Annotated in this window: 30 protein-coding genes; 19 read left to right on the top strand and 11 right to left on the bottom strand. The window is 51.1% G+C overall.

Annotated elements, in window-relative coordinates; genetic code table 11:
- Positions 1–4 precede the first annotated feature (4 nt).
- The 6 genes from N037_RS21185 (at position 5) to N037_RS21160 (ending at position 4,543) form a co-directional block, all read left to right on the top strand.
- Positions 5–319, top strand: a complete 315-nt coding sequence (locus N037_RS21185) for a hypothetical protein (protein WP_032643319.1) — start codon at positions 5–7, stop codon at positions 317–319.
- Positions 320–991 (top strand): hypothetical protein, encoded by a 672-nt coding sequence (locus N037_RS21180; RefSeq protein ID WP_032643317.1) that lies wholly within the window; start codon positions 320–322, stop codon positions 989–991.
- A gap of 107 nt (positions 992–1,098) precedes the next feature.
- Complete coding sequence (gene cor / locus N037_RS21175) at positions 1,099–1,332, top strand: phage exclusion lipoprotein Cor (protein ID WP_032643315.1); 234 nt, start codon at positions 1,099–1,101, stop codon at positions 1,330–1,332.
- Positions 1,333–1,391: 59 nt separating this feature from the next.
- A complete protein-coding gene (locus tag N037_RS21170; RefSeq protein WP_032643313.1) occupies positions 1,392–2,657 on the top strand; it encodes a phage tail fiber protein in 1,266 nt (421 codons plus the stop codon).
- A 195-nt stretch (positions 2,658–2,852) separates the two neighbouring features.
- Positions 2,853–3,272 (top strand): translesion error-prone DNA polymerase V autoproteolytic subunit, encoded by a 420-nt coding sequence (locus tag N037_RS21165; RefSeq protein WP_020884462.1) that lies wholly within the window; start codon positions 2,853–2,855, stop codon positions 3,270–3,272.
- A 2-nt stretch (positions 3,273–3,274) separates the two neighbouring features.
- Positions 3,275–4,543 (top strand): Y-family DNA polymerase, encoded by a 1,269-nt coding sequence (locus tag N037_RS21160; RefSeq protein ID WP_032643311.1) that lies wholly within the window; start codon positions 3,275–3,277, stop codon positions 4,541–4,543.
- On the opposite strand, the gene N037_RS24980 is transcribed toward N037_RS21160, so the two are convergent.
- Together N037_RS24980 and N037_RS21155 are read right to left on the bottom strand one after the other, a co-directional pair.
- Positions 4,526–5,107: a hypothetical protein gene (locus N037_RS24980; protein ID WP_156369747.1), complete on the bottom strand. Its 582-nt coding sequence runs from the start codon at positions 5,105–5,107 to the stop codon at positions 4,526–4,528. The two genes, N037_RS21160 and N037_RS24980, sit on opposite strands and share 18 nt — an antisense overlap.
- Before the next feature lie 48 nt (positions 5,108–5,155).
- Positions 5,156–5,830, bottom strand: coding sequence for an SOS response-associated peptidase (locus N037_RS21155; RefSeq protein ID WP_032643308.1), 675 nt, complete (start codon positions 5,828–5,830; stop codon positions 5,156–5,158).
- A 522-nt stretch (positions 5,831–6,352) separates the two neighbouring features.
- Here N037_RS21155 and N037_RS21150 point away from each other — a divergent pair.
- Positions 6,353–6,658, top strand: a complete 306-nt coding sequence (locus tag N037_RS21150) for a cupin domain-containing protein (RefSeq protein ID WP_032643306.1) — start codon at positions 6,353–6,355, stop codon at positions 6,656–6,658.
- A gap of 16 nt (positions 6,659–6,674) precedes the next feature.
- On the opposite strand, the gene N037_RS25460 is transcribed toward N037_RS21150, so the two are convergent.
- Entirely contained in the window at positions 6,675–6,782 is a 108-nt protein-coding gene (locus tag N037_RS25460) for a YnaM/YnfT family protein (protein WP_353655983.1), read from the bottom strand.
- Positions 6,783–7,088: 306 nt separating this feature from the next.
- Positions 7,089–7,316: a hypothetical protein gene (locus tag N037_RS21145; protein ID WP_023335895.1), complete on the bottom strand. Its 228-nt coding sequence runs from the start codon at positions 7,314–7,316 to the stop codon at positions 7,089–7,091.
- A 90-nt stretch (positions 7,317–7,406) separates the two neighbouring features.
- Between N037_RS21145 and N037_RS25305 the strand changes: the two genes are divergently transcribed.
- On the top strand, positions 7,407–7,577 hold the full coding sequence (locus tag N037_RS25305; RefSeq protein WP_316043716.1) for a YnfU family zinc-binding protein: 171 nt from the start codon (positions 7,407–7,409) through the stop codon (positions 7,575–7,577).
- 188 nt (positions 7,578–7,765) lie between these two features.
- Here N037_RS25305 and N037_RS21140 read toward each other — a convergent pair whose 3' ends face one another.
- Positions 7,766–7,984, bottom strand: a complete 219-nt coding sequence (locus N037_RS21140; RefSeq protein WP_023335894.1) for a cold shock domain-containing protein — start codon at positions 7,982–7,984, stop codon at positions 7,766–7,768.
- Positions 7,985–8,801: 817 nt separating this feature from the next.
- Between N037_RS21140 and N037_RS21135 the strand changes: the two genes are divergently transcribed.
- The 7 genes from N037_RS21135 (at position 8,802) to N037_RS21105 (ending at position 12,904) form a co-directional block, all read left to right on the top strand.
- The gene (locus tag N037_RS21135; protein WP_032643304.1) at positions 8,802–10,325 is read left to right on the top strand and encodes an EAL domain-containing protein; all 1,524 of its coding nucleotides are present in this window, start codon (positions 8,802–8,804) and stop codon (positions 10,323–10,325) included.
- A gap of 93 nt (positions 10,326–10,418) precedes the next feature.
- Positions 10,419–10,763, top strand: coding sequence for a DUF1294 domain-containing protein (locus N037_RS21130; RefSeq protein WP_032642609.1), 345 nt, complete (start codon positions 10,419–10,421; stop codon positions 10,761–10,763).
- A 72-nt stretch (positions 10,764–10,835) separates the two neighbouring features.
- On the top strand, positions 10,836–11,276 hold the full coding sequence (locus N037_RS21125; RefSeq protein ID WP_032643302.1) for a VOC family protein: 441 nt from the start codon (positions 10,836–10,838) through the stop codon (positions 11,274–11,276).
- 153 nt (positions 11,277–11,429) lie between these two features.
- Complete coding sequence (locus N037_RS21120; RefSeq protein ID WP_023335890.1) at positions 11,430–11,879, top strand: hypothetical protein; 450 nt, start codon at positions 11,430–11,432, stop codon at positions 11,877–11,879.
- A 32-nt stretch (positions 11,880–11,911) separates the two neighbouring features.
- Entirely contained in the window at positions 11,912–12,190 is a 279-nt protein-coding gene (locus N037_RS24435; RefSeq protein ID WP_082440907.1) for a methyltransferase, read from the top strand.
- Between the two features lie 90 nt (positions 12,191–12,280).
- Positions 12,281–12,478 carry a hypothetical protein gene (locus N037_RS21110; RefSeq protein ID WP_023312007.1) on the top strand — a complete coding sequence of 66 codons (198 nt, stop codon included), beginning with the start codon at positions 12,281–12,283 and terminating at the stop codon, positions 12,476–12,478.
- A gap of 3 nt (positions 12,479–12,481) precedes the next feature.
- Entirely contained in the window at positions 12,482–12,904 is a 423-nt protein-coding gene (locus tag N037_RS21105; RefSeq protein ID WP_023335888.1) for a GFA family protein, read from the top strand.
- 301 nt (positions 12,905–13,205) lie between these two features.
- On the opposite strand, the gene ompC is transcribed toward N037_RS21105, so the two are convergent.
- Entirely contained in the window at positions 13,206–14,315 is a 1,110-nt protein-coding gene (gene ompC, locus N037_RS21100) for a porin OmpC (protein ID WP_032643297.1), read from the bottom strand.
- Positions 14,316–14,710: 395 nt separating this feature from the next.
- Positions 14,711–18,235: a pyruvate:ferredoxin (flavodoxin) oxidoreductase gene (gene nifJ / locus N037_RS21095; RefSeq protein ID WP_032643295.1), complete on the bottom strand. Its 3,525-nt coding sequence runs from the start codon at positions 18,233–18,235 to the stop codon at positions 14,711–14,713.
- 271 nt (positions 18,236–18,506) lie between these two features.
- On the opposite strand from nifJ, the gene N037_RS24430 reads away from it, so the two are divergent.
- Complete coding sequence (locus tag N037_RS24430) at positions 18,507–18,773, top strand: putative hemolysin (RefSeq protein WP_023335885.1); 267 nt, start codon at positions 18,507–18,509, stop codon at positions 18,771–18,773.
- Here the strand turns inward: N037_RS24430 and hslJ are convergent, their stop codons facing one another.
- From hslJ to N037_RS21080, 4 genes are all read right to left on the bottom strand, one after another.
- Complete coding sequence (gene hslJ / locus N037_RS21090; RefSeq protein WP_032643293.1) at positions 18,774–19,211, bottom strand: heat shock protein HslJ; 438 nt, start codon at positions 19,209–19,211, stop codon at positions 18,774–18,776.
- A 127-nt stretch (positions 19,212–19,338) separates the two neighbouring features.
- A complete protein-coding gene (locus tag N037_RS24425; RefSeq protein WP_008501283.1) occupies positions 19,339–19,467 on the bottom strand; it encodes a DUF2474 domain-containing protein in 129 nt (42 codons plus the stop codon).
- Positions 19,467–20,477 carry a cytochrome d ubiquinol oxidase subunit II gene (gene cydB / locus N037_RS21085; protein ID WP_032643291.1) on the bottom strand — a complete coding sequence of 337 codons (1,011 nt, stop codon included), beginning with the start codon at positions 20,475–20,477 and terminating at the stop codon, positions 19,467–19,469. Before cydB ends, N037_RS24425 begins: the two co-directional genes overlap by 1 nt.
- Positions 20,477–21,877, bottom strand: a complete 1,401-nt coding sequence (locus N037_RS21080) for a cytochrome ubiquinol oxidase subunit I (RefSeq protein WP_032643289.1) — start codon at positions 21,875–21,877, stop codon at positions 20,477–20,479. The genes cydB and N037_RS21080 overlap by 1 nt, the downstream gene beginning before the upstream one ends.
- A gap of 390 nt (positions 21,878–22,267) precedes the next feature.
- Between N037_RS21080 and ymcF the strand changes: the two genes are divergently transcribed.
- The 3 genes from ymcF to ydcS all read left to right on the top strand — a co-directional run bounded on the left by ymcF (position 22,268) and on the right by ydcS (position 25,365).
- Entirely contained in the window at positions 22,268–22,456 is a 189-nt protein-coding gene (gene ymcF / locus N037_RS21075) for a cold shock small protein YmcF (RefSeq protein ID WP_023335881.1), read from the top strand.
- An 82-nt stretch (positions 22,457–22,538) separates the two neighbouring features.
- Positions 22,539–23,948, top strand: a complete 1,410-nt coding sequence (locus tag N037_RS21070) for an aminotransferase-like domain-containing protein (protein ID WP_032643287.1) — start codon at positions 22,539–22,541, stop codon at positions 23,946–23,948.
- Between the two features lie 271 nt (positions 23,949–24,219).
- On the top strand, positions 24,220–25,365 hold the full coding sequence (gene ydcS, locus N037_RS21065; RefSeq protein WP_032643285.1) for a putative ABC transporter substrate-binding protein YdcS: 1,146 nt from the start codon (positions 24,220–24,222) through the stop codon (positions 25,363–25,365).
- Positions 25,366–25,379 lie beyond the last annotated feature (14 nt).

The following is a 25,379-nucleotide window of genomic DNA, read 5'->3' as shown; positions in this document are numbered from 1 at the left end:
TACGATGGCGGAATACGGTGTTCAGACATGGGATGCATCAGGCAAGGTTAACAACTATGGAATTAAGCCAGTCAGCGTTTGTGGCTATCTGCAGCTGGCCGTTAACCAAAAAACAGGCTCTTTTTCCGTTGTCCTTCCTCCGGGTTGCAAACTGACCTACTTTCAGGTCATGAACGATGATAAGTGGGGAACGGGAAGAAGGAAGATCACCATCTCCGGTGGTACCGCAACGGTGACCTCAGCGGGGGATACCGACTTCTCAGCAGGGACTGAACCCGCCGTTGCGGCTTTTCTCATTTTCCAGATAGAGAGGGCATAAATGGCGCAGTACGGCGTATTACTGTCGACGACAGGTGGCGAAGTATGGGTGACGGCAAACAGTTCACCGCTGGCATTGCAGGTGCGCAAAACGGCTGTGCTGCAGGGAACATCAGGTTTCAATACCAAGGTGACGCACACCTTTCCCTCAGGTCAGCCCGTTGTCGCCTTCGTCCATTGCACGGTTGAGGTGGAAATCACCCAGACGATAAGCGGAAACACCATCACGATTGATTTTCTCAGACCTGTAGCAGCTGGCACAGCGTACGTTTATTTCTTTTCGATCTTCCCCCAAACAAAGCCAGACTACGGGCTGGCCGTGTGGGATGCATCGGGAACGCTGATTCTAACCAACGAAACGCGCACGCTCAGCGATGTTGTCGCCATCGGCACAGCCGGAGTGGATGCCAGCTCAGGCTACAACATCAACACAACACGGGCGGGGAAGTGGGCCTGCATGCCGGCCATGCTTGGCCTGATTACCGGGGTTATATCAGCCGGTGGCCAGCCGCAGCCCTATGCGGCAATCTACAAGAGCATGGCAAAACTTGAGGGAAGCAATACGCGGATTTTTGCCCGGCCGCAGACAACACCCTCCGGAGGACTGCAAAACGTCGCGTACTCAAACATGAGAAACGTCATCATGGCCATTAACTGCGCTAACTTTGATTGATCGTTTTCAACGATCAATTTTGAATGATTGATCTACCAAATCAATTATATCCCGTTGATTCATATTGTTATTGTGTAACCTTGTGAATGCCCTGGGATATAACCACTATGAAAAACATGATTCTTTGCCTGGCGGTGGCAGTATTGCTCTCCGGTTGCTCTGGCATTATTGAGAAACAACAACCTGTGTGTTCCGGTATAGCCCTTATCGGCGGGCAGGAAAGCAGCGTCCAGATTTACGGAGTGCGTAAACAAAACAATCAGACCCAGTATCGCGCCGGTTATCCCTTCAACTGGACCTGGGTTAGTGCCAACACGTTCACCCGCACCACCTGCCAGTAACTCATTCTGTTTCAAGACAAACCTCGCCCCGGCGGGGTTTTTTATTGCCTGGAGAAAATATGCTTTATAACACCGGCACCATCGCAATTAACGGAAATACGGCAACCGGCACCGGCACGAACTGGACGGCACCCGCCAGCCAGGTTCGTGCTGGCCAGACGATTATCGTCATGTCTAACCCGGTTCAGATGTTCCAGATTTCAGCAGTGAACAGCGCCACGTCAATGACGGTCACGCCTGCGGCATCCCCGACGCTCAGCGGTCAGAAGTACGGCATTCTGGTATCAGACAATATCTCGGTCGATGGCCTGGCACAGGCGATGTCTCAGCTTATCAAAGAGTATGACGAGAATATTGGTGCGTGGGAGACGTTCGCCACCACATCGGCAAATCAGAGCATCACCGTAACCATCAACGGCACGCCAGTAACCATCCCCAGCATCGGTAAATTAGCCCAGAAAGGGAGCAACGGTGCGATTGGAATCGCTGACGGCGGGACCGGGGCAACGAAGGCGGAAGACGCTCGCACAAACCTCGGTTTGGGAAGTAGCGCAACAAAGGACGTCGGAACGACGGCCGGGAACATCATGCAAGTGGGAGCATTTGGGCTCGGAACTATCAATGGTGATGGCCCGCTGTTGGACGCTATGGACGCATTTACACCGACCTGTTTCTCCTCCCATCAAAATGACGGACAGACCCAGCTCGGGTTAGCTGCAAATACCGGTATTACGTCTATTGTCGTCAATCGGGGCAGCCGACCAACCCGTATTCATCAGGCCTACATTCTAAGGCGGACGTGGTTTTCGTATTACGGTGGCTCGTCTTGGTCATATCAGGAGGCTTACACCACGGGCAATACCACCAGAGCCAGCGATGGTACGCTCAAAGCAGCATCGCCTGTGGTTAAAGTATATTCGGATGGATCATACCAGACTAACGATGAATCAGATGGCTGCACTGTAACCCGTCTGGGCATTGGTGAATATCTGGTTGAAGGGTGTGAGGGGCTTAACTCTGATGCGGCCTGGGGCGGCATTGATGGCGGTTTTGATATCCCAACCGACAGGAACAAACAGCCTCTTATCTGGTTGGATTATGTGGTTAACGCGGATGGTTCTGTTCTGGTAAAAACCTATCATCGAACACATCCTGGCGCGCCTGTATTCGCCAGGAACGAAATACAGGATATTAGTGAGGCGGAGCCGGTCGATATTCCCCGCGACCAGTTTTTGTCCGTCCGTGTCGAAATGCCTGTCGATTCTCTGTACAACCAAAGAATGATCGCGGCGGAGTTGGCCATGACTGCAGAAGAAGGTGAATAAGGGGCCGTTTCGAAACTGGTTGAAATCTTATCAAGAATGGTTATGAGCATAAAATTTACAAAACTCATAATTCGAAGCGACATAGAAACTTAGAAACGAAACGGCGAAGCTTTAAGCAGTGACGGTAGGGCTGTATCTTGCGGACACTTACAAATAAAACTACTGTATATAAAAGCAGTATTTGAGGTGTGTGTCATGGAATTCATCAGGCCAACAGAACTGAGAGAAATTATCGCTCTTCCGCTTTTCAGTGACTTAGTGCAGTGTGGTTTCCCGAGCCCCGCGGCTGATTACGTTGAACAGCGCATCGATCTCAATGAGTTACTTGTTGCTCACCCGAGCTCAACATACTTCGTCAAAGCCGCGGGTGATTCTATGATCGAAGCAGGGATCAGCGACGGCGATCTGCTGGTGGTGGACAGTTCGCGCACTGCTGAGCACGGTGACATTGTCATCGCAGCAGTAGAAGGAGAATTTACTGTAAAACGTCTGCAGCTGCGCCCTACAGTGCAACTCAATCCTATGAACAGCGCATATAGTCCGATTGTTGTTGGCAGCGAAGACACGCTGGATGTTTTCGGCGTTGTTACTTTCATCGTTAAATCTGCGAGCTGAATATGTTTGCTCTCTGTGATGTGAATTCGTTCTACGCATCATGCGAGACTGTATTCAGGCCGGACCTGAGATGGCGGCCTGTTGTTGTTCTCTCAAATAACGATGGCTGCGTAATCGCACGCAGCGCAGAAGCAAAAGCGGCAGGAATCACCATGGGGGAGCCATTTTTCAAGCAAAAGGAGCTTTTCCGGCGCGCGGGCGTTGTCTGCTTCAGCAGTAATTACGAGCTTTACGCTGACATGTCGAACCGGGTTATGACAACGCTGGAAGAAATGAGCCCCCGCGTCGAAATTTACAGTATTGATGAAGCTTTTTGTGACCTGACTGGGGTTAGAAACTGCCGGGACCTGACAGACTTCGGGAAAGAGATCCGCGCTACAGTTCTGAAGCGTACGCACCTGACGGTCGGTGTTGGCATTGCCCAGACAAAGACACTGGCGAAGCTCGCAAACCATGCCGCCAAAAAATGGCAGCGGCAAACGGGTGGGGTAGTGGACCTATCCAATATCGATCGCCAGCGCCGACTGCTTGCTCTTATTCCGGTGGAGGACGTCTGGGGTGTCGGAAGGCGCATCAGTAAAAAGCTGAACGCAATGGGCATTAAAACTGCCCTCGACCTTTCGGAGCAGAGCACCTGGATTATCCGTAAACACTTTAATGTGGTACTCGAGCGAACGGTCAGGGAGCTGCGCGGCGAGCCTTGTCTTGATCTGGAGGAGTTTGCGCCTGTAAAGCAGGAAATCGTGTGCAGCCGGTCATTCGGAGAACGCGTCACGGACTATGAGCAGATGCGCCAGGCTATCTGCAGTTATGCGGCAAGAGGTGCTGAAAAGCTTCGGGGCGAGCATCAGTATTGCCGCTTTATTTCTGCATTCGTGAAAACCTCTCCCTTTGCGATTAACGAGCCGTATTACGGTAACAGTGCTTCAATGAAGCTTCTCACTCCTACACAGGATTCCCGCGACATAATCAACGGCGCGGTAAAGTGCCTGGATAAAATCTGGAAGGATGGTCACCGGTACCAGAAAGCCGGCATTATGCTTGGGGACTTCTTTAGCCAAGGAGTGGCCCAGCTCAACCTGTTCGACGAGAACTCGCCGCGGGCAGGTAGCGAGAGGTTGATGGAGGTCCTCGATCATCTCAACGCGAAAGACGGGAAAGGCACGCTCTACTTTGCTGGGCAGGGCATACAGCAGCAGTGGCAAATGAAACGTGACATGCTCTCACCTCGCTACACAACTCGTTATGCCGATTTATTGAAGGTCAGATAGGCCGCCATGGGATTGAGCTGCCTCGACAGGCGAACACGTAAAAGGATAAGTAAAAGTTTTGTTGCTGCCATTAAGTTCGACGTATTGGATGACTAAAGTACAGTTTTTTGGAACATCTTCTTTGGAATTTAAAATCGTTTGAATTTCATAGGGAAGAGGGGAAGGTATAGGTGCCCCGTTTGAGGCATTAAGTACTTTAGCTTGCCCTGGTTCAAGGAGTGTGCCATCAAGCTGATTGTCGAGGTACCATGTACCTATTCCGAAACTCATCTTACTGTCAATTTCAATAGAAGTAATTGCTGCCGGCTGATTGCCGTTATTGGCGATCATAAAATGAAGCTTATTTGACTCGCCAGATATGATAGAGGTAACTATTTCTGCCTGTTTAGATTGAAAAACACCATTAATAAATGGAATTGTCCATATTGAAAGCAGTGTCAGAAAGAAGCCAGTAAACAGAGCAAACGTATTGAGGTGACGGATCCAGTTCTGATAGCTTCCACAGTGGTGACATTTTTTAGCTCCGTGGTGTATTGGATTTCTACAATCACGACAGTTATTCATAAGGCATTCCCTGCTTATACCATGAACAATATTAGTCAATACATAGTACTAGAGCGAGACTGGTTCTAATAGGTCATGTCCTTGGTTTTTTACATTACCCACGGCGCGCGTCACGGCGTGCCAGATAAACTTGTCTGCCGGCACGGAACCGTCTGCAGCTATCTCTTCAGCTTCCTTTCCGCCTATATCCTGTCGCATCCACTCCCTCGCCGCTTCAGGTGACAGGACCAGCGGCCTGCGGTCGTGAATGTCGACCAGACCCTTATCAGCTGCAGACGTCACTATCAGAAAGCCTTCCGCTTCATCACCTCGCTCAAACGGCGTGCTGCCGATTGCTGCCATAAATATCGGCTGGCCATCTGCCCGGTGAATGAAGTAGGGCTGTTTTTTGTCGCCTTCTTTCTTCCACTCGTACCATCCATCTGCAAAGCAGATAGCCCGGCCATGCTGCCAGAGAGGTTTAAACATTCGGCTTGCGGCCGCGGTTTCGACGCGAGCGTTAATCAGTGGCGGCTTATCCCACCACCCGGGCGCATAACCCCAGAAAACCGGATCAAGATGCATCTGCTCGTCGCGTTCGCTCAGAAGCAGAACTTTTGTACCGGGTGCAACGTTGTAGCGTCCAATCGGCTCCGGGTCGTATGCGATGTCACGATCGGCTTCATCGGCCAGGTAAGCCAGATATTCTTCACGGGTTTGGGCTTGTGCAAAACGTCCACACATAGAAACCTCCAGCCAGATGTCAGACCTAAAGTATAGGGCAGGGAGAAGAAGGGGGGCGCACTGGCTAAAGTTAGGGGCAAATTTAGGGGCAAAAATGCGAAATAGGGGCAAAAAAAGGGCACAAAAAATGTAGTTCTGGGTAGCTTTAGGGAGAAGTTACTATGCTATAACTAATTGAATTAAATGATAAAATAAATGATATCAATGGGTTGGCAAAATCAGCGTAGCTTATTCAGGTTGTATTGCTCTTTTTTGTTAATCTCTTGATTCTCTTGCATTGAGTACTACCTTCGGAGCCAGCAGGGGCAAATATTGTATGCCGCGTATGGTACGGATTCCGGCGGCGAATACCAGCACGTTTTGCAGCGGGGTTATATCTGACGTTGCAACTCGCTGTCAGCCTGCGCTGTGGTTTCAAGACCTATAGCATCTTACTCGCACTGGTTTTCCATATTTGTTATATGACGGCAGGGAGCTTATATGGCATAAGATCGTGAAAAGAACATCACAAGGAATGACGTTATGTCGCTTTATGACCTCAAAACCGAAGCACTTGCATTACCAGAGACCTGGCACTCTCGTGTATTAGGCCGCATTGGAACAACGAATCTCAAAGTTTTACGAATGGATGAGCACTCAGTGATTGAAGAGGTACATGAGTATGACGAGGGGTTACTGGTCATTGATGGACGTCTGGAGCTGAGCGTTAAGGGTAAAAAAATCTCTGTAACGGCTGGACAGCTTTATGTAGCCAAAGCTGGCTCTCCCCATACTGTAGAAACAGGCAGTTTTGGCACGCTGGTTATCATAGATTTACCAGAAGCGTAAGTGGCTTGCGATGAAGTCACAGATTGTCAGGGTTGTTCGAGGTGCTGATCCAAACTTTGATTAGACTCAAGGTTATCAACCCCATAACAGCGGCAACAGTGGTTACTATAATATAAGATGTCATAAAATAATCTTTCCTGGTAAGTGTCTTCATTTGACTCATTTCATTTGCATTAGTTCCTGCAAAGAGCAAAATTTTAATGAAAAGAAGTGTCGAGTTTAAGTCTGTATTATGTAAATAAAAGCGAAGTGGCGTTTGGTTGCAGCTTTAATAAAAAATGCCTGCATTTAGCAGGCTTTAATAGTTAGACTTTTTATTATTTTAATTCAAAAGATAAAGCCTAAAAGCGCTCGCTGAAAATACTGGCGATTTTACTGAGGTTTTATCTTTCCTTTTGTGAAGTGGCTGAGATTTAGCCGAAAATGCAGCTCACAAATGGATTTTTGCTGCATCAAGTATTTTCTGCGAGGTGAGTTCTCTATCAGAGGCAACGTAAACAAAGCTGCGATCTCCGGTTAAAGATGGAAAACCAGCAGACATGATCTGAAGGTGTATTTCTTTACCATCCGGATACTCCTGCCTTACGGACGTCGTTCCTTGTTGCACCGTGACAATTTTACCAGGTTTTCCATTGAAAAAAACGATGACATTCTTCATAAACCACCCTGTGTTTTTGGGAGTATTCGAAAACTAAAGCAAGCAATTTTTAGCTTTAACGTGTATTGTAGCAGTCCGTAAAATCAGGAGATGCCTATGTCTGGACGTAAAAATGCACAGTTTCGTCGAAATCATTTAGTCAAATGTCCATGTCCAAATTGCTCAAAAGATTCAGAGCACAGTTTTAATCGCGTGCAAAAGGGCGCTCAACTTGTCTGCCCGTACTGCAACGCTTTGTTTAAATCTACTCAACGATTCTAAATCAAAGTAGTTAACATAAAGAGTTAGCCTTTAGTTTTAGACCATTCACGCAGCAGTTCTGCGCTTCATCACATCGGTTAGCACACCTGTTAAGAAAATATGCTGGCTGTTGATATGAATAACAGTCATATTATCCAGGGCCCGGTTACTCAAGAAAGCTTTTTGGTAATCGCGGGCCATTGATAATTTTATCTATCTAAAAGTATTACATTTGCAGCAGCAGGGCCTTTATCGCCGCTCAGAATCGCGAATTCGACTTTCTGACCTTCAAATAGCGTCTTGAAACTCTCTCCCTGCAGGGCAGAGAAATGAACAGAAACATCTTTACTGCCATCAAGTGGGGAGATAAAGCCAAAGCCTTTATCTTCATTAAACCACTTAACCAGACCTTGAATTCGTGAAGACATGAATACTCCTTTTAAAGACTCTTTAAATGATAAGAAATGACAACGTATGGACTCAAAAGGAGGGGATATCAGCGATAGCGCCTGGTTATGAGGACTGCCTGATGAAATATTGCATTAGGTATTGCATCGAACCAACTAAATCATTAAGGCACGGACTGCGTTGATAAGCAAACATTATTTTAGCCATCCGGGTGGCTAAAATAATGTTTCCAGTAACGTTGAATCTGGTACCAACTCACGATAAAAGTCGTCGACTTTATGTTCGCCTTTGCGAATCAGGGCATGAAAAAGGGCTGCGCGTATTGACCTTGAGAATATATTTTGATTAGGCTAATTATGTCCAGCACAACGCTTTTTCAGAAATTTTATCCCATTGGAAGGGTTTTACGTGTTCAAGCTTAATTCATCTCTACTGTGCATTTTCCTGCTGTCAGGTTGTAGCTCTGATCTGGTTCTCAGTCCACCTCAACAACCCGAATACAAGGCTATGCCTGAAATAACCCAGTCTGTGACGCCATCACAGCAGCGTGCAATCATGGCTGGCGAGAGGCCTGACTGGTCAGAAAGAACGCCAGTCAACACCACAAAGCGCTATTAAAAAAGCGTATCAGCAGGGCTGCCATTCGGTGGCCTTTTTGTTTCCCCTCGATTATGTCGTTTATTGCACCATGGGCGCAGATCAAATATTCGTGTTTGAACGAAAATTTTCGACGCCTGACATGGTAATTATTACGTTATCTACCATGATTAAGACGATGACAATTCAATCACTTCAGCAGCGTTGAAGCGGTAACCTCACTCTAATCGAGAATTCTAAATGCGCCATGCATCTATCCCCGTAGCTGCAGCCACGGCAATATTTTTGCTGGGCGTTTTTATCATCAATTTACAGGTTTGGTATTCTGCACGGGCTGACAGCCTTGAAGGGGCGCACTATGTCGTGCGGAACATTAATGTCATTCTTAAAGAAGCCCGTCATGCGACTCAGTTGGCGAAGCAACTTGCTGAGAATGAGTGTGATGCGGAAGGGCAATATCGGCTAGGCACTGAGGCTTCATTACAGCCTCATCTGAGAACGGTCGTTATCCTGAAAAATGATGCGGTCTGGTGCTCTTCTTTACCGGGAAACCGCGTGTTGTTGGTCAACAGCTCAGTGCTCCCGGAATCATCGTTGCTGCTCGTCCCTGCGGGAAGTACCGTCAACGGCCTGCCTGTGCTCTTATACCAAACCAATCATGCCGGAAGCCGAATCATCGTGAGCATCAGCGACAGCCATATCCGGGATGCGCTGGATATGCCATTAAATGGCGTTGAATATTCACTTCGAGTAGGCAATACCCTTTTGGGCCTGTCAGGCGATGTGGCGACGGCAGACCCTTCGAAGAAAGAGGTTTTGAGGGTAAAAGCCTCTAATTATCCTTTCGAGATACAGTTTAACGCGCCAGTCCTTTTCAGCCTTAAGAGATTGTTCAATCGAGCCGGCGGCGTGGTGCTATTTCTGCTGATAATATCGTCTCTTTCTGCTTATATACTTCAGCGATATCTCTCTAAAGATGTTTCACCAGAAGAATCATTGCGCACCGCCATTTACAGAAATGAAATTACGCCGTATTACCAACCGGTTGTTAGCGGCAGGGAGGGAACTTTGCGAGGTGTGGAAGTTCTGGCCAGATGGAAGCATCCGCAGTCAGGGTTTATTTCTCCCGCATCTTTCATTCCTCTCGCTGAAAAATCAGGGTTAATTATTCCTCTGACTCAGAGCCTAATGAAACAGGTTGCAAAACAAATGAACGCTATTTCTACATTGCTGCCAGAAGGGTTTCATGTAGGGATTAACTTCAGCGCTTCTCACATCGTAGCGTCCACCTTTGTGGAAGAGTGTCTCCACTACAAACACAGTTTTATTCAACAGGATCTCAACCTTGTCATTGAGGTAACCGAGCGCGAACCGCTCCACATCGATGAACATCTCGTCAGGGCGCTGAATGAACTGCATAACAACGGATTTGCCATTGCGCTGGATGATTTTGGCACGGGATATTCCGGTCTTTCCTATCTGCAAGAACTGCATATTGATTACATTAAAATCGACCAAAGTTTTGTGGCCAGGGTTAACGCCAATGAGGACTCAACCCTGATCCTTGATTCGGTACTGGAATTAGCAAAAAAACTCTCAATTAGCATTGTGGCGGAAGGTGTTGAAACGCAAGAGCAACTTGATTATCTCATCCGTAATAACATCCGGTTTTTACAGGGATTCTTCTTCTACAGACCTCTTGCTTTCAAGGAACTGGTCAAAGTCCTTTTGTCGAAGCCTAAAGTTAAAGTGACGGTGGAATGAGGTTTATCCAGCTATAAGTGTTTCTCCCGAAACATGACGAAGATAACGTATAATGCGTCTTCCAAACCGCTCAACAATCCAGTGACGCATTCAATGACTCTCAATCGCTTTTGTTACTCACTCCTGATATTCGCTGCAATCGGCAGCCTTTTATCATCGAATCCTGTGGTCGTGTGGTTTCTGCTGATCAATGTGCTGACAGTGGTGATATATGGTGCCGATAAAATGGCGGCGCGGAAGGGGATGAGAAGAGTGCCGGAAGCGACGTTGCTGGTATTTGGCGTGACCGGAGGCTGGCCTGGCGCCATTGTGGGCCAACAGCTCTTTCGCCATAAAACACAAAAGCAGCCTTTCAAAACCTACTTTTTCTTGAGCATTGTCGTCAGCATCGCCGTGATGGCGGCAGTTTACCATTTCTCTCCTGTTTCTTCGTTATGAGCGTATTGACATCAAGTTAACTTGAGCTTTTAAGATGTCAGCACCACGTTGATAAAGGAGTAACATCTTAAAATGAAAGACATTGATGTAGGTTTCACTCATGTCGCGTTTATGGTCAGGGACCTGGAAAAGAGTATTGCCTTCTATCGTCGCTATGCCGGTATGGAGGTCATTCATTTGCGTGAACCCGACATCCCTGATGCAAGAAAAGTAGCATGGCTTAGCGACCATACCCGTCCTTTTGCACTGGTTTTGGTACAGGCCGACACCGTGACCGACACGCCGCTGGGTCGCTTCGGGCATCTGGGTATTGCCTGCGCGACCCGCGAAGAAATTGACAGAAAAACCGCGATGGCCACCGCTGAAGGTGTGCTAAGGAAGGCGCCTGAGAATGTAGGCGATCCCGTCGACTACTATGTCTTTTTTGCCGATCCCGATGGAAATACGTTAGAGCTGTCATTCGGACAGCGCGTCGGTCTGGAAGCGATCCGAATGGCCGGTCGGAATAAATAAAGCGAACATACGTTAGCAACAGGAGACAGACCGCATCGCGCATGCGTTAATTAACCCTCCATCACTGCCAATAGTAGTAGGACTATTCTTAAGTTGTTGCTGTTTTTTGCACAATCTGAATAATACGTGCAACACCACGGACGATGACATCCCATGAAAATAGTATCTATTATGCTGGCAGTGTTGGCGTGTTTTACTGCGCCTGCCTGGTCCGCTTTTCAGGAGCGGGAATATAACACCTGGTATATGAAAAATGCGGTGCTTTACGATATGACGCAGACCTCGGCAGGTTATCCCGTCATGGTGAGCGTATTCCAGCCTGGGAGGAAATCCGCTAATTTGCTCGTGTCATATATTACGGAAGGCCGCTGTGGTGAGAATAATCTACCGCTAAATGTCAATGGTAAAGTGCTGCCCGCCAAATATAATTGTGTCCAGATAGGGCAAAACAGAATTGAGCATTTTTCAGTGGTGGATGCGGAAAGCGTCAATGGTATGGTGATGCACCTGAAATCTGATTTCACTATTCTCCTGCAAAATGATATCAAAATTTGGTCGGCAAATATCAACACGCCAAAATATGGACTCACGCCGAGATTCTAACGGCGGACATTTACCTGCTTAAGTATATATTGATGGACTGGCCTGATGAGAAGTCCATTCAGTTACTTCACTGCTGCAGAAATGTAATGAAAGAAAATTCTCGGCTATTAATTTTTGAGCCGCTTATTAAAAAAGAAAATAATGAACAGGGTCGATTTGAAATTGACCTTCTTCTGTTAACAAGCTTTGATGGAGGACGGGCACGAACAGAGTCTGAGTATCAGGCCTTGTTTGAACAGACCAACCTGAAGTTGAACAAAATAATAGACACCCGTTCGTATCTGTCGATTCTGGAAGTCGTACCTGCCTGAACTGTTTAAATAATATTCACAGAGCGTGTGTCCGGCATTCCGTTTTACCGTATTCCTGCTACGCTTGTTTGTTGTACCAGGAGCATGAATATGAAAAACAAAGATGAACAAACCGGATTAGTGGGGCTGGCGATTGGGGCCGCCGTTATTGGGCTGGTTTCTGCGCAGAAACCGATCCATCGCAACAGCATTGTCGATGAGCTGGTCAGGCTCGGCAGGCAAAAAGGCGATGGTGTAGAAGACGAGGTTTTCGTGAAAGCCGCCGAGCTGGTGAGAAAAGGGGTATAGCCCATGGCTGAAAGACGTAATGCGAAGTGCCATTGCGGCGCGGTGGCATTCACCGTTGAGCTTACCGATGGCCTGAACACCGCGCGGCGCTGCAGCTGTTCTTTTTGTCGCATGCGGGGTGCGGTCGTTGTCTCTGCGCCTTTGTCAGGGATTAAGGTGACCAAAGGGGAAGATAAGCTCACCGAGTACCGTTTTAACACGGGCACGGCACGGCATTTCTTTTGCTCAGTGTGCGGAATTTACACGTTCCATCAGAGGCGTTCTAATCCAAATGAATACGGCGTGAACGTCGCCTGTTTTGAAAGCGTTTCTCCGTTTGATTTCCCTCTGGTAACAGTGATGGACGGTGTCAACCATCCCACGGATGGGAAAAGTGGCGTATTTGGCTATCTCTCTTTTCGCGAGAAAGGGGAAGAGCAGGCATGATTGCCGTCTGGCCGCTTTTTAATCAGTATAGTTAACTGCCATCCAGATGGTTTAACAGCGCGCCGAGATGCCCGACAATATCACCAAAATCAAAAATTAACGCCATCCACAGCATAGCTAAAAGGGTAAGTACTGCAAGGGATACACGACTAAACAACGCTGTTATCCTTAGTGACGAAAGGGCTATCACCTGAGTTTAACCAGCTTTCTTTCAACTTACCCTCAACCAACCGCTTTCTGAAACTGTCTTTTGTGACGAGTTTCAAAAAACGAGCCCGCATCATGATGCGGGCTCTGACAATCAGAACTGGTAAACCAGACCTAACGCGACGACATCATCCGTGCCAATGCCGTTGTTTTTGTAGAAACTGTCATCTTCATCCAGCAGGTTGATTTTGTAATCAACGTAGGTGGACATGTTTTTATTGAAGTAGTAGGTCGCGCCTACGTCAGCGTATTTAACCAGATCCTGATCGCCCTGACCGTTGCCCAGGTCCTTACCTTTAGACTGCAGGTAGGAAAGGGATGGACGCAGGCCGAAGTCGAACTGGTACTGCGCAGTCACTTCGAAGTTCTGGGTTTTGTTCGCTACGGCGTCGGTGTTATCACCATACGGGGTCATATTGCGGGTTTCAGAATACATTGCCGCCAGGTAGATGTTATTGGCGTCATATTTCAGACCCGCAGTCCACGCATCCGCTTTGTCACCACCCGCTGTGGTGTTCATCACCTGCTCGTTGGTACGGTCAGAAGAGGTGTAGGCGGCACCGGCAGTAATCCCCATGCCAAAATCATAGGTGGTAGAGATACCAAAGCCATCACCATTCTCGTGACGCGTGTCGCGACCATTGTTGGTGCCTTCCTGATTGTTGCTGGCATCTTCATTCTTGCCCTGATACTGCAGCGCAAAGTTCAGACCCTGCACCAGACCATAGAAGTCGGTATTACGGTAGGTTGCTACGCCGTTGGCACGGCCGGTCATGAAGTTGTCGGCTTTGGTGTAGGAGTCGCCGCCGAACTCAGGCAGCATATCGGTCCAGCCTTCCACGTCGTACAGCACGCCATAGTTACGACCATAATCGAAAGAACCGTAGTCGCCCACTTTGACACCGGCGAAGGCCAGACGCGTCCAGGACTGATTATCAGACCCTTCGGTGTTATTGGCCTGAATGTTGTATTCCCACTGCGCATAGCCGGTCATCATATCGTTGATCTGGGTTTCGCCTTTGAAGCCCAGACGCATATAGGTTTGATCCCCGTCAGCGCCTTTATCGTCGGAGAAATAGTGCAGACCATCTACTTTTCCGTACAGATCTAATTTGTTACCGTCTTTATTATAAATTTCTGCTGCATGTGCAGAACCAGCCATTAACAGAGCCGGAATCATCAGAGCCAGTACTTTTCTTTGCATTGTGATATTCCTTTGCAGTTGTTTTTATTTAATTACCTGTTGAACTTTCAGAATGAGAAAGTTGTCTCATGCTAAATCACTCCCGTGTAAGAGTAATAAAATAGAATTGTTACTAACTAAGTAAAATCTAAACTGAATAAATCAGCAGAAATGATCATTGATCGTATGAATGATTTAAAAGTAAGTATATTAAATTGAAATTATTAATCAGGCGTTAATTAAGGTAATCTTGCTGGCGTTATATGCCTTTAAGATGATTCATCCATAATTAACATGAATGCTATTAAGAGAACTCAATAGATATTCATTGATTATCTGGATTCGCCCGGTGTGAATACGCCGGGCTTTTTTTATGGCAAAAAAATGCCCGGACAAGCCGGGCAGAGGAGTTAGCGCTAGTCGCTGGTCGGTTTTTCGGCTTTACCCGCCATTTGCGCCAGGAAGTCATAACGTTTTTGCAGGTCAGCAGCGGCATCTTTCCAGAGCTGCTCGGCCACTTCCGGCTGCTGCGCGTTAAGCCGACGGAAGCGTTGTTCCTGCATTAACGTCTCGGCCAGGGCGTCTGACGGCGGACGCGAATCCAGCGCCAGCGGTAATTTACCCTCGTCAGCACGACGCGGGTCGAACCGGTACAGCGGCCAGAAGCCGGTCGCGGTCAGCTGACGCATCTGGTCGTGGCTGAGTGCCAGGTCGTAGCCATGCTCTTCGCAAGGGCTGTAGGCAATGATCAGCGACGGGCCAGGATAGGCTTCCGCTTCCTGGATGGCTTTTACCGTCTGGTTTAGCTGAGCACCCAGCGAGATTTGCGCGACGTAAACGTGACCGTACATCATCATGCTCACACCGAGATCTTTGCGCGCCTTGCGTTTACCGTGCTCACCAAATTTCGTCACGGCGCCCAACGGTGTGGCTTTCGACGCCTGACCGCCGGTGTTGGAATAACACTGCGTATCCAGAACCAGGATATTGACGTTTTCGGTCAGGCTCAGCACGTGATCCAGTCCGCCAAAGCCGATATCGTAAGCCCAGCCGTCACCGCCAATCAGCCAAATTGATTTTTCGACCAGGGCGTCAGCGTCGGTCAGCAGCTGTTCCGCTCCCGCCACGCCCTGAAGCGCCTGACGCAGCTCGGCAACCTGCTCACGACGTTCTTCTGGCGTTGCGTCCGCGTGAAGGGCGTCATTGAGCTCAGCAGGGATCTGCCCGGCAAACTGCTCCAGCAGACGCATCACGCGTGCGCGATGCTGGTCGACGGTCAGGCGGAAGCCCAGACCGAATTCGGCGTTATCCTCAAAGAGCGAGTTTGCCCACGCCGGACCGCGACCATTCGCGTCGGTGGTGTAGGGCGTTGAAGGCAGGTTACCGCCATAAATCGAGGAACAGCCGGTTGCGTTGGCAATCAGCATCCTGTCACCGTACAGCTGGGTAAGCAGCTTGATATACGGCGTCTCACCACAGCCGGAGCAGGCGCCAGAGTACTCAAACAGCGGCGTAATCAGCTGTGACGTACGAATATCAATACGTTCCAGTTTGCTGCGATCGATCTCCGGCAGATTCAGGAAGAAGTCATAATTGACCTTCTCCTCTTCAACGTGCTCAAGACGCGACATCATATTGATGGCTTTGATCTCCGGATCCTGTCTGTCCTTCGCCGGACAGACCTCGACGCACAGGTTACAGCCGGTGCAATCTTCCGGCGCGACCTGCAGAACGTATTTCTGTCCGCGCATATCACGAGATTTCACATCCAGGGAATGCAGGCTGGCAGGCGCGGCTTCCATCTCTTCCGGTGACACCACTTTGGCGCGAATGGCAGAGTGCGGGCAGGCCGCCACGCAGTGGTTGCACTGGGTACACAGCTCTTCTTTCCAGATGGGGATCGCTTCGGCGATGTTGCGTTTTTCCCAGCGCGTGGTGCCCATCGGCCAGGTGCCATCCGGCGGTAGCGCAGAGACAGGCAGGGCATCACCCAGACCGGCCAGCATTGCCGCCGTCACGGTCTTAACGAAATCAGGCGCCGCATCGGACACCACCGGAGGGCGATTCGGACTTTCGGCATTCACCGGCTGCAGCGGTACCTCAAACAGCGATTCACGCGCCAGCGCCAGCGCCTGCCAGTTTCGCTCGACCAGTTCCTGGCCCTTGCTGCTGTAGCTTTTTGCAATCGCACCCTGCAGTTCCACCAGCGCGCTGTCGCCCGGCAGGATATTGGTCAGGTGGAAGAAGGCCATTTGCATCACGGTATTAATGCGTGCAGCCAGGCCACATTCGCGGGCAATTTTCGCGGCGTTGACCACGTAGAAGCGGGCTTTTTTCTGGTTCAGCACCGCCTGAACTTCCTGCGGCAGCCGCGCCCAGACTTCGTCCGCGCTGTAAGGCGTATTGAGGAGGAAAATACCGCCGGGTTTCAGGCGCTCGGCCATCTGGTATTTATCGATAAACTGCAGCTGGTGGCAGCCAACAAAGTCCGCCTGAGAAATAAGATACGCAGAGCGAATGGGTTGTTCGCTTACGCGCAGGTGGGAAACGGTCAGGCCACCAGCTTTTTTGGAGTCGTAAACGAAGTAACCCTGGGCGTACCACGGCGTTGAGTTGCCGATGATTTTGATGTTGTTTTTGGTCGCGGAGACGCTGCCGTCGCTGCCCAGACCATAGAACAGCGCCTCAAGTTTGGCGGTCGAGGGCAGGGTATTTTCCGGCAGCGACAGGGACAGGTTGGTCACATCATCATAAATGCCGACGGTAAAGCGCGCCCTGGGTTTCGCCTCGCTTAACTCGTTGAATACCGCCAGCACGCAGTCCGGCCCAAACTCCTTGGAGGACAAACCGTAGCGCCCCCCGATCACGCGCGGCAGCGTTTCACGTTCGCCCTGATTAAAGGCTTCTGCCAGGGCGGTCATCACATCCAGATAGAGGGGTTCCGCCTGTGCGCCCGGCTCTTTGGTGCGATCGAGCACCGCCACAGCGCGGGCGCTTGCAGGCAGAGCCGAAAGTAGATGTTTGGCCGAGAACGGACGATAGAGACGCACTTTAAGCACGCCCACTTTTTCGCCGCGCGTCAGCAGCTCGTCAACCACCTCTTCACAGGTCCCAATGGCTGAGCCCATCAGCACTATTACCCGTTCCGCCTGCGGATGGCCGTAGTACTCAAACGGTTTGTACGCTCGGCCGGTCGCGGCGGCAACGTCATTCATTGCCTGTTCAACATGGTCGTAAACCGCGTTGTACCAGGGGTTCGTGGCCTCGCGGGACTGGAAGTAGGTATCCGGGTTCGCCGATGTCCCGCGAATAACCGGGTGTTCAGGATTCAGAGCCCGGGCGCGATGGGCGTCGATTTCCGCCTGCGGCAGCAGATTCAGGATAGTATCGTCAGCCAGCGGGACGATTTTGTTGATTTCGTGAGAGGTGCGGAAACCATCAAAGAAGTGAATAAACGGCACGCGGCTTTTGAGCGTGGCGATATGCGAAATTAAGGCAAAGTCCTGCGCTTCCTGAACGCTGCTGGCGCATAGCATCGCGCAGCCCGTCTGGCGCACGGCCATCACGTCAGAATGATCGCCGAAGATAGAGAGCGCGTGGGTGGCAACGGTACGCGCGGCAACGTGCAGAACGAAGGGCGTCAGCTGACCGGCGAGCTTGTACAGCGTTGGGATCATTAACAGCAATCCCTGAGAAGAGGTAAACGACGTGGAAAGCGCGCCGGTCTGAAGGGCACCGTGTACCGTGGCAATTGCACCGGCTTCAGACTGCATTTCAACCACTCTCGGGACATCACCCCAGACGTTTTTTAACCCGTTACCCGCCCATGCATCTGCCTGCTCGGCCATGGTAGAACTCGGCGTAATCGGGTAGATGGCAATAACTTCACTGGTGCGAAACGCGACTGAGGCAACTGCACCATTGCCGTCAATAGTTTGCATAGGACAACACCCTTACATTGCGCAAAAAATAGGGGTCTGTGTTACGGCAACAAACCCTGAATATTATCAGTGTATTCTAGCAAACGAGGGATTTTACGATTTTCGCTTTTGTGTCCTTGGCATTCTTGCCATCAATGAGTAGATCAAGCTTTTGGCGAAAAAATTGCGAGAAATTGTTTCTGGAGCGCATAAATACGCACTTCCACTCTCGACGACACGGGTTGTGATGCCTATTATGCATAGGTTTCGCATTATTCATGGGGGAGAGAGCATGCGCTCAGCATTTTTGGTAGGGTGTGCCGCATTATTGTTGTCGGCATGTAGCAATGAACCAGTCCAGCAGGCAACGGCAGCCCACGTGGCGCCGGGAATGAGAGCGGCGATGTCCAGTTCTGGTCAGGCCAACTGCGCAATGATTGGCGGTTCGCTGTCTGTCGCCCGCCAGCTTGATGGTTCTGCTATTGGGATGTGCGCCTTGCCAAATGGCAAACGCTGTAGTGAACAGTCGCTTGCCGTTGGAAGCTGCGGTAACTACTGATTATTCTATACGCTTAAACATCAGCGTTTTATCGGCTGTCGCCAGCGTTAACTGGTCCTCAGTCAGGTCGACCTGCGCCCCTTTGCGCAGCATGTCGCCGATGGTCTGATCCAGCTCATTCAGCTGCGGTTCAGTGCAGAGCTTGCGCGTCATTGCCAGCGTTTTAACCTTAAGCTCGCCTTCGGACAATTTCCCCTGTCCGTTGAAGCGGTTACACATCTGGCCGGAAACGCTGATGTTATTCACCAGGCTGATATCTGGCAGCGCGCTAAAACCGATCTCAGGTTGCGTTGTCGCGGTCTTCACGGCCTTACCGTTTACATTTTCCAGCACAAAGCGGTGGTTTTTAAGTTGCTCCGGCTGAACGGAGGCTTTACCCGGATTAACGCACCCGGTAAGGACAAGACTAATAACACTTAACGCAATGAGCTTTTTCATTTTTCTTCTCAAACTATAAATACCGTGAATCTTTTTCCAGTGTAACGATACTCTGCCGCGCGTTAATGGGGTTTATCTGAAAGTGCGGGGGAAGTACCGGGCAACGCAGCGGTTGCCCGGAGTGACGTTAATGCGATTTAAACCCTGCCGCCGTCATCAGCATACGGAAGAGCATACTGACAGCAGCCAGCGCCAGTACGCTGCCGCCCCAGATAATGGCCAGCCACAGCAATCTTTTCCAGACCGGTTGTTGCATCAGTGATAACCCTCCCCATGCTGAACTTTGCCGCGAAATACGTAGTAGCTCCAGAAGGTGTAGACCAGAATAACGGGAATGATCAACAGCGCGCCTACCAGCATAAAGCCCTGGCTTTGCGTCGGTGCGGCGGCCTGCCACAGGGTGATAGACGGTGGAATAATATGCGGCCAGATGCTGATCCCAAGCCCGCTAAACCCAAGGAATATCAGCCCCAACGTGAGGATAAACGGTCGGCTATGGCTGTCGGGATTGTTCAGGCAGCGCCACTGGTACAGGCTAAAAATCACCACCAGGGCAGGGACTGGCAGCAGATAAAACAGATTCGGCAGCGTAAACCAGCGTGCAGCGATGGCCGGGTGTGCAAGCGGCGTCCAGAGGCTGATCGCCGCAATAAACGCCAGCAGCACGAGTAACAGCGTTTTCGACACCTCTCGCATCCGCTGCTGCAGCGCGTTTTCGCTTTTCATCACCAGCCAGGTAGAGCCTAACAGCGCATAAGCCACCACCAGCCCCGCGCCGCAAAACAGGTTAAACGCGGTGAACCAGTCAAAGGAGCCGCCGGTAAAGGCCCGACCGGTGACGGTAAAGCCGTTAATGACGGCGCCTACCGTCACGCCCTGGGTGAATGTCGCCAGAATGGAACCGCCAATAAACGCCTTATCCCAGAAGGGGCGGTGTGCCGGCGTGGCTTTAAAGCGAAACTCAAATGCCACCCCGCGGAATATAAGCCCGATCAGCATTAACGTCAGCGGAATGGTCAGGGCGTCAACGATCACCGCATAGGCCAGCGGGAATGCGCCGAACAGGGCGGCACCGCCAAGCACCAGCCAGGTTTCATTTCCGTCCCAGACCGGCGCGACGCTGTTGACCATCACGTCGCGATCGTCGGCGTTCTGCGTTGCCGGGAACAGAATGCCAATCCCCAGATCAAAACCGTCCATCACGATATACATCAGCGTGGCAAAGACGATGATCACAAACCAGATAATGGAAAGATCGATACCCATTATGGCTGCTCCTTATGTTCAGCTATGACGGCAGAAAGCGGGCGCGCCGGACGTCCGTCGGACTCGGTGGCGAATGATTCATGCGGCTGCGGGCCTTTTCGGATGAGGCGCACCATATAGCTGTAACCCACGCCGAATACTGAGGTATAGACGACGAAGAAGGCCAGCAGGCTCACGCTCATGTGCAGATCGCCGTGGGCAGACACCGCATCCTTCGTTCGCTGGAGCCCGTAGACCACCCACGGCTGGCGGCCCACTTCGGTGGTGATCCACCCGGCCAGGATGGCAATCAGCCCGGTTGGCCCCATCAGCAGCGCAAACCACAGGAAGGGGCGCGACGAATACACGCGTTTTTTGTAGCGCAGCCAGAGTGCCGTCACCCCGAGCAGCAGCATCAGCATGCCCAGGCCCGCCATAATGCGGAATGACCAGAAGACAATGGTGGAATTCGGACGGTCTTCCTTCGGAAACTCTTTGAGGGCCGGAACCTGTTTATCCAGACTGTGCGTTAAGATTAGGCTCCCCAGCGCCGGGATCTCCAGCCCAAAGCGGGTGCGCTCCTGTTCCATATCCGGCCAGCCAAACAGCAGCAGCGGGGTAGGCTCACCCGGCGGGTTTTCCCAGTGGCCTTCAATGGCGGCAATTTTCGCAGGCTGGTGCTTTAAGGTGTTCAGCCCGTGCATATCGCCAACCATGGCCTGGATAGGGGCGACAATCAGCGTCATCCACAGCGCCATCGAAAACATGGCGCGGATGGCGGGGGTATTATTGCCCCGCAGCAGATGCCATGCCGCGGATGCGCCCACAAACAGGGCGGTGCTCAGGAATGCGGCTATCGACATATGCAGCAGGCGGTAAGGGAAGGAGGGGTTAAACACCACGGCGAACCAGTCCACCGGTACCACCTGACCGTTGACGATCTCATAGCCCTGCGGGGTCTGCATCCAGCTGTTCGACGAGAGGATCCAGAAGGTGGAGATAATGGTGCCCAGCGCCACCATGCAGGTGGCGAAGAAGTGCAGACCCGGCCCGACCTTGTTCCAGCCAAACAGCATCACGCCGAGGAACCCGGCTTCAAGGAAGAAGGCGGTAAGCACTTCATAGGTCAGCAGCGGGCCGGTAATGCTGCCCGCAAACTGTGAAAATCCGCTCCAGTTGGTGCCAAACTGGTAGGCCATCACCAGCCCGGAGACCACGCCCATACCAAAGTTGACGGCAAAAATCTTCGACCAGAAATGGTACAGCGAGCGCCAGACCGGATTTTTTGTTTTCAGCCACAGGCCTTCGAGCACGGCAAGATAGCTGGCAAGACCAATGGTGATGGCCGGGAAAATAATGTGAAAGGATACGGTAAACGCAAACTGTATCCGTGCAAGGTGAAAAGCATCTAAACCAAACATGCACAGCCTCAATGTCAAACGGTGTGCTGTTATGGTATAGGGGCGAAGTTCGGACTATCAGACGCAGAAAAGTGATTTTTAACCATAACAGTTGGCATAAATCTCATGCTTTAACCATCTGATATACTTCGCGCTGAGGAATAAAAACTGTATTTTTATGATTTTTACGCATAAAACCGCTTGCTTTGTCGTCAGCGCCGTGCGTTAATGGTCTTCTGGTTTTGAGTCCAAATAAATATCTGACGTAGTTTTATAAAGCAGTTCTCATCACGTTGTGCCTCTCCGCAGCCTCTCTTGGGTCTTTATCTACTTTCCGATTCGTTTTGTTTAAAACCATTATTGCCCAATCGGCCCATTAGTAATTTACGTTTTACGTGTCAGGAGAATCCTATGACTTCTTATATTCATTTCCGCTGCCCATGCTGTCATGGCTCGCAGTACCGTACCTCAGTTTTTGATATGTCTGAGAAAAACCCGCTCGGCGCGAAATGCATTTTTTGCAAATCGTCGATGATTACGCTCGATCACCTGGCCGCTGCGCGTCAGGCGCAAAGCCATGTTACCGAGTACCGTAAGTAATTCATTTCGCGAACCATAACAGTTAGCTAAATCTTCTCTTTTTCTCCTGCTGATATACACTGTCGGTCATAAGGAGAATCTGATGAAAAAGTACCAGCGTCTGGCGCAACAAATTATCTCGCAGATCGAGCTTGGCGTATGGCTGCCGGGCGATAAGCTGCCTTCGCTGCGAGAGCAGGTGGCGAGTAGCGGCATGAGTTTTATGACCGTTGGCCACGCGTATCAGATGCTGGAAAGTCAGGGGCGCATTGTCGCCAGACCGCAGTCGGGCTATTACGTTGCCTCGCGCCCGACCGCACAACAGCCTGCTCCACCTGCCCAGGTGATGCGTGACGAAGCGGTAGATATTAACACCTACATCTTCGACGTCTTGCAGGCCAGCCGCGACCCGTCCGTTGTTCCTTTTGCCTCCGCGTTTCCCGATCCCCGACTTTTCCCGCTGCAGCAGCTCAACCGTTCGCTGGCGAACGTCAGCAAAACCGCGACGGCGATGAGCGTGATTGAAAACCTGCCGCCGGGTAACGTCGATCTCCGCCACGCCATTGCCCGTCGCTACGCGCAGCAGGGGATGAACATCTCCCCGGAAGAGATCGTGATCACCGCCGGCGCGCTTGAAGCGCTCAATCTCAGCCTGCAGGCGGTGACCGAGCCGGGTGACTGGGTGATAGTCGAAAACCCGTGTTTCTACGGCGCGCTGCAGGCGCTGGAACGCCTGAAGCTCAAAGCGTTGTCGATTGCGACGGACGTCCGCGAGGGGATTGACCTGAATGCCCTTGAACAGGCGCTGAATGAGTACCCGGTTAAAGCCTGCTGGATCATGACCAACAGTCAGAATCCGCTTGGCTTCACGCTGAGCGCGGAAAAAAAAGCGCAGCTGGTCGCTCTGTTAACGCAGCACAATGTCCCCCTGATTGAAGATGATGTCTACAGCGAGCTCTATTTTGGCCGCGAAAAGCCGCTCCCGGCAAAAGCCTGGGATCGTCAGGATATGACGCTGCACTGCTCGTCCTTTTCAAAATGTCTGGTGGCGGGCTTCCGCATCGGCTGGGTCGCGGCAGGGAAGCACGCGCGACGCATTCAGCAGCTGCAGCTGATGAGCACGCTCTCAACCAGCTCTCCCGTGCAGCTGGCGCTGGTGGATTACCTGGCGACTAAACGCTATGACGCCCATCTGCGCCGCCTGCGGCGTACGCTCGCCGAGCGAAAGCAGCAGGCCTGGCAGTCTCTTCTGCGTCATATGCCTGCCGGCGTCAAAATCCACCATAACGACAGCGGCTACTTTTTATGGCTGGAGCTTCCGGCGCAGCTGGATGCGGGGCTGCTCAGCGAAAAAGCCTTAACGCACCACATCAGCATTGCTCCCGGAAAGATGTTTTCCACCTCTGACGCATGGACACCGTTCTTCCGGTTTAATACCTCCTGGGCCTGGGGAGAGCGAGAAGAGCAGGCGGTCATTCAGTTAGGAAAATTAATTAGCACGATGCTGGAATAAACTTTTCTCCGTTATTTAAATAATCAATTCTTATCCTGATGACGGCACGGCGAATATTTCGCGGTGTCCTGTCATAGGAAATCTGCATACCGTCTCTCGCGTCTAACTCCTTGTCTATAATCCAGTTAACGGGGAATGCGCCCTCGGTCACACCTTGATGAAATTTCCTGATGCCGTACGGTGCGGCGCATTTGCGCGGTCTACGTTTAATAAGGGAGATATTTTTACGGCACGGCTGCCGCTAAATTTCATTGCGACAGGAGTAACTCTTATGAGCAAACATTTTGCCCGCAGCAGCCTGTACGCGCTCGGCATGACTATCATGACAGCGCAAGCCGCAGAACCACCAAAGGCCATTGGCGACGGGGAAGGTCGGCTGGATATTATCGCCTGGCCGGGATATATCGAACGCGGACAGACGGATAAAAATTATGACTGGGTTACCCAGTTTGAAAAAGAGACCGGGTGTGCGGTCAACGTCAAAACGGCGGCCACGTCGGATGAAATGGTCAGCCTGATGGCGAAAGGGGGATATGACCTGGTTACCGCCTCGGGTGATGCGTCGCTCCGCCTGATCATGGGCAAACGCGTTCAGCCGATTAACCCCGACCTCATCCCCAACTGGAAAACCCTCGACGCGCGGATTGTGAAAGGGGAATGGTTTAACGTCGGCGGGAAAGTCTACGGCACGCCGTATCAGTGGGGGCCAAACCTGCTGATGTATAACACCAAAACCTTCCCGACGCCGCCGGACAGCTGGAGCGTGGTCTTTACCAAACAGGATCTGCCGGACGGTAAAAGCAATCAGGGACGCGTGCAGGCGTATGACGGCCCGATTTATATCGCCGATGCCGCGCTGTTCGTTAAAGCCACGCAGCCACAGCTGGGTATCCAGGACCCGTACCAGCTCACCGAAAAACAGTATGCCGCTGTGCTCAAGGTCCTTCGCGACCAGCATGCGCTGATCCACCGCTACTGGCATGACACCACCGTCCAGATGAGCGACTTCAAAAATGAAGGCGTCGTGGCCTCCAGCGCCTGGCCGTATCAGGCGAATGCCCTGAAGGCCGAGAACCAGCCCGTTGCCACCGTCTTCCCGAAAGAAGGGGTGACCGGCTGGGCGGACACCACCATGCTGCACGCGCAGGCAAAACACCCGATGTGCGCCTACAAATGGATGAACTGGTCGCTGACGCCGAAAGTGCAGGGCGATCTGGCAGCATGGTTTGGATCCCTGCCCGTGGTTGCAGAAGGGTGTAAGGCCAGCACGCTGCTGGGTGATAAAGGCTGCGAAACAAACGGTTATAACGAGTTCGACAAAATCTTGTTCTGGAAAACCCCCATCGCAGAAGGCGGTAAATTTGTCCCTTACAGCCGCTGGACGCAGGATTACATCGCCATCATGGGCGGTCGTTAATTGCCCGGGAGCAG

It is taken from the genome of Enterobacter sp. EGD-HP1 (genome assembly GCF_000733275.2).
GTDB lineage: Bacteria > Pseudomonadota > Gammaproteobacteria > Enterobacterales > Enterobacteriaceae > Enterobacter.
The sequence above is the reverse complement of the archived record's forward strand: the minus strand, read 5'-3'. Positions and strand labels throughout refer to the sequence as shown.

Excerpts from the sequence above, each read along its gene's own strand:
- N037_RS24435 (WP_082440907.1), top strand. The coding sequence starts at position 11,912 with ATGGACTGGCCTGATGAGAAGTCCATTCAGTTACTTCACTGCTGCAGA.
- ymcF (WP_023335881.1), top strand. The coding sequence starts at position 22,268 with ATGACTTCTTATATTCATTTCCGCTGCCCATGCTGTCATGGCTCGCAG.
- N037_RS21145 (WP_023335895.1), bottom strand. The coding sequence starts at position 7,316 with ATGAAGAATGTCATCGTTTTTTTCAATGGAAAACCTGGTAAAATTGTC.
- N037_RS21170 (WP_032643313.1), top strand. The coding sequence starts at position 1,392 with ATGCTTTATAACACCGGCACCATCGCAATTAACGGAAATACGGCAACC.
- N037_RS21070 (WP_032643287.1), top strand. The coding sequence starts at position 22,539 with ATGAAAAAGTACCAGCGTCTGGCGCAACAAATTATCTCGCAGATCGAG.
- N037_RS21185 (WP_032643319.1), top strand. The coding sequence starts at position 5 with ATGGCGGAATACGGTGTTCAGACATGGGATGCATCAGGCAAGGTTAAC.
- ompC (WP_032643297.1), bottom strand. The coding sequence starts at position 14,315 with ATGCAAAGAAAAGTACTGGCTCTGATGATTCCGGCTCTGTTAATGGCT.
- cydB (WP_032643291.1), bottom strand. The coding sequence starts at position 20,477 with ATGGGTATCGATCTTTCCATTATCTGGTTTGTGATCATCGTCTTTGCC.
- N037_RS21110 (WP_023312007.1), top strand. The coding sequence starts at position 12,281 with ATGAAAAACAAAGATGAACAAACCGGATTAGTGGGGCTGGCGATTGGG.
- N037_RS25460 (WP_353655983.1), bottom strand. The coding sequence starts at position 6,782 with ATGACATCTTATATTATAGTAACCACTGTTGCCGCTGTTATGGGGTTG.
- N037_RS24430 (WP_023335885.1), top strand. The coding sequence starts at position 18,507 with ATGCGCTCAGCATTTTTGGTAGGGTGTGCCGCATTATTGTTGTCGGCA.
- N037_RS21135 (WP_032643304.1), top strand. The coding sequence starts at position 8,802 with ATGCGCCATGCATCTATCCCCGTAGCTGCAGCCACGGCAATATTTTTG.
- N037_RS25305 (WP_316043716.1), top strand. The coding sequence starts at position 7,407 with ATGCCTATGTCTGGACGTAAAAATGCACAGTTTCGTCGAAATCATTTA.
- N037_RS21130 (WP_032642609.1), top strand. The coding sequence starts at position 10,419 with ATGACTCTCAATCGCTTTTGTTACTCACTCCTGATATTCGCTGCAATC.
- N037_RS24425 (WP_008501283.1), bottom strand. The coding sequence starts at position 19,467 with ATGCAACAACCGGTCTGGAAAAGATTGCTGTGGCTGGCCATTATCTGG.
- N037_RS21140 (WP_023335894.1), bottom strand. The coding sequence starts at position 7,984 with ATGTCTTCACGAATTCAAGGTCTGGTTAAGTGGTTTAATGAAGATAAA.
- N037_RS21180 (WP_032643317.1), top strand. The coding sequence starts at position 320 with ATGGCGCAGTACGGCGTATTACTGTCGACGACAGGTGGCGAAGTATGG.
- N037_RS24980 (WP_156369747.1), bottom strand. The coding sequence starts at position 5,107 with ATGAATAACTGTCGTGATTGTAGAAATCCAATACACCACGGAGCTAAA.
- cor (WP_032643315.1), top strand. The coding sequence starts at position 1,099 with ATGAAAAACATGATTCTTTGCCTGGCGGTGGCAGTATTGCTCTCCGGT.
- N037_RS21165 (WP_020884462.1), top strand. The coding sequence starts at position 2,853 with ATGGAATTCATCAGGCCAACAGAACTGAGAGAAATTATCGCTCTTCCG.
- N037_RS21105 (WP_023335888.1), top strand. The coding sequence starts at position 12,482 with ATGGCTGAAAGACGTAATGCGAAGTGCCATTGCGGCGCGGTGGCATTC.
- ydcS (WP_032643285.1), top strand. The coding sequence starts at position 24,220 with ATGAGCAAACATTTTGCCCGCAGCAGCCTGTACGCGCTCGGCATGACT.
- hslJ (WP_032643293.1), bottom strand. The coding sequence starts at position 19,211 with ATGAAAAAGCTCATTGCGTTAAGTGTTATTAGTCTTGTCCTTACCGGG.
- N037_RS21120 (WP_023335890.1), top strand. The coding sequence starts at position 11,430 with ATGAAAATAGTATCTATTATGCTGGCAGTGTTGGCGTGTTTTACTGCG.
- N037_RS21155 (WP_032643308.1), bottom strand. The coding sequence starts at position 5,830 with ATGTGTGGACGTTTTGCACAAGCCCAAACCCGTGAAGAATATCTGGCT.
- N037_RS21150 (WP_032643306.1), top strand. The coding sequence starts at position 6,353 with ATGTCGCTTTATGACCTCAAAACCGAAGCACTTGCATTACCAGAGACC.
- N037_RS21080 (WP_032643289.1), bottom strand. The coding sequence starts at position 21,877 with ATGTTTGGTTTAGATGCTTTTCACCTTGCACGGATACAGTTTGCGTTT.
- N037_RS21160 (WP_032643311.1), top strand. The coding sequence starts at position 3,275 with ATGTTTGCTCTCTGTGATGTGAATTCGTTCTACGCATCATGCGAGACT.
- N037_RS21125 (WP_032643302.1), top strand. The coding sequence starts at position 10,836 with ATGAAAGACATTGATGTAGGTTTCACTCATGTCGCGTTTATGGTCAGG.
- nifJ (WP_032643295.1), bottom strand. The coding sequence starts at position 18,235 with ATGCAAACTATTGACGGCAATGGTGCAGTTGCCTCAGTCGCGTTTCGC.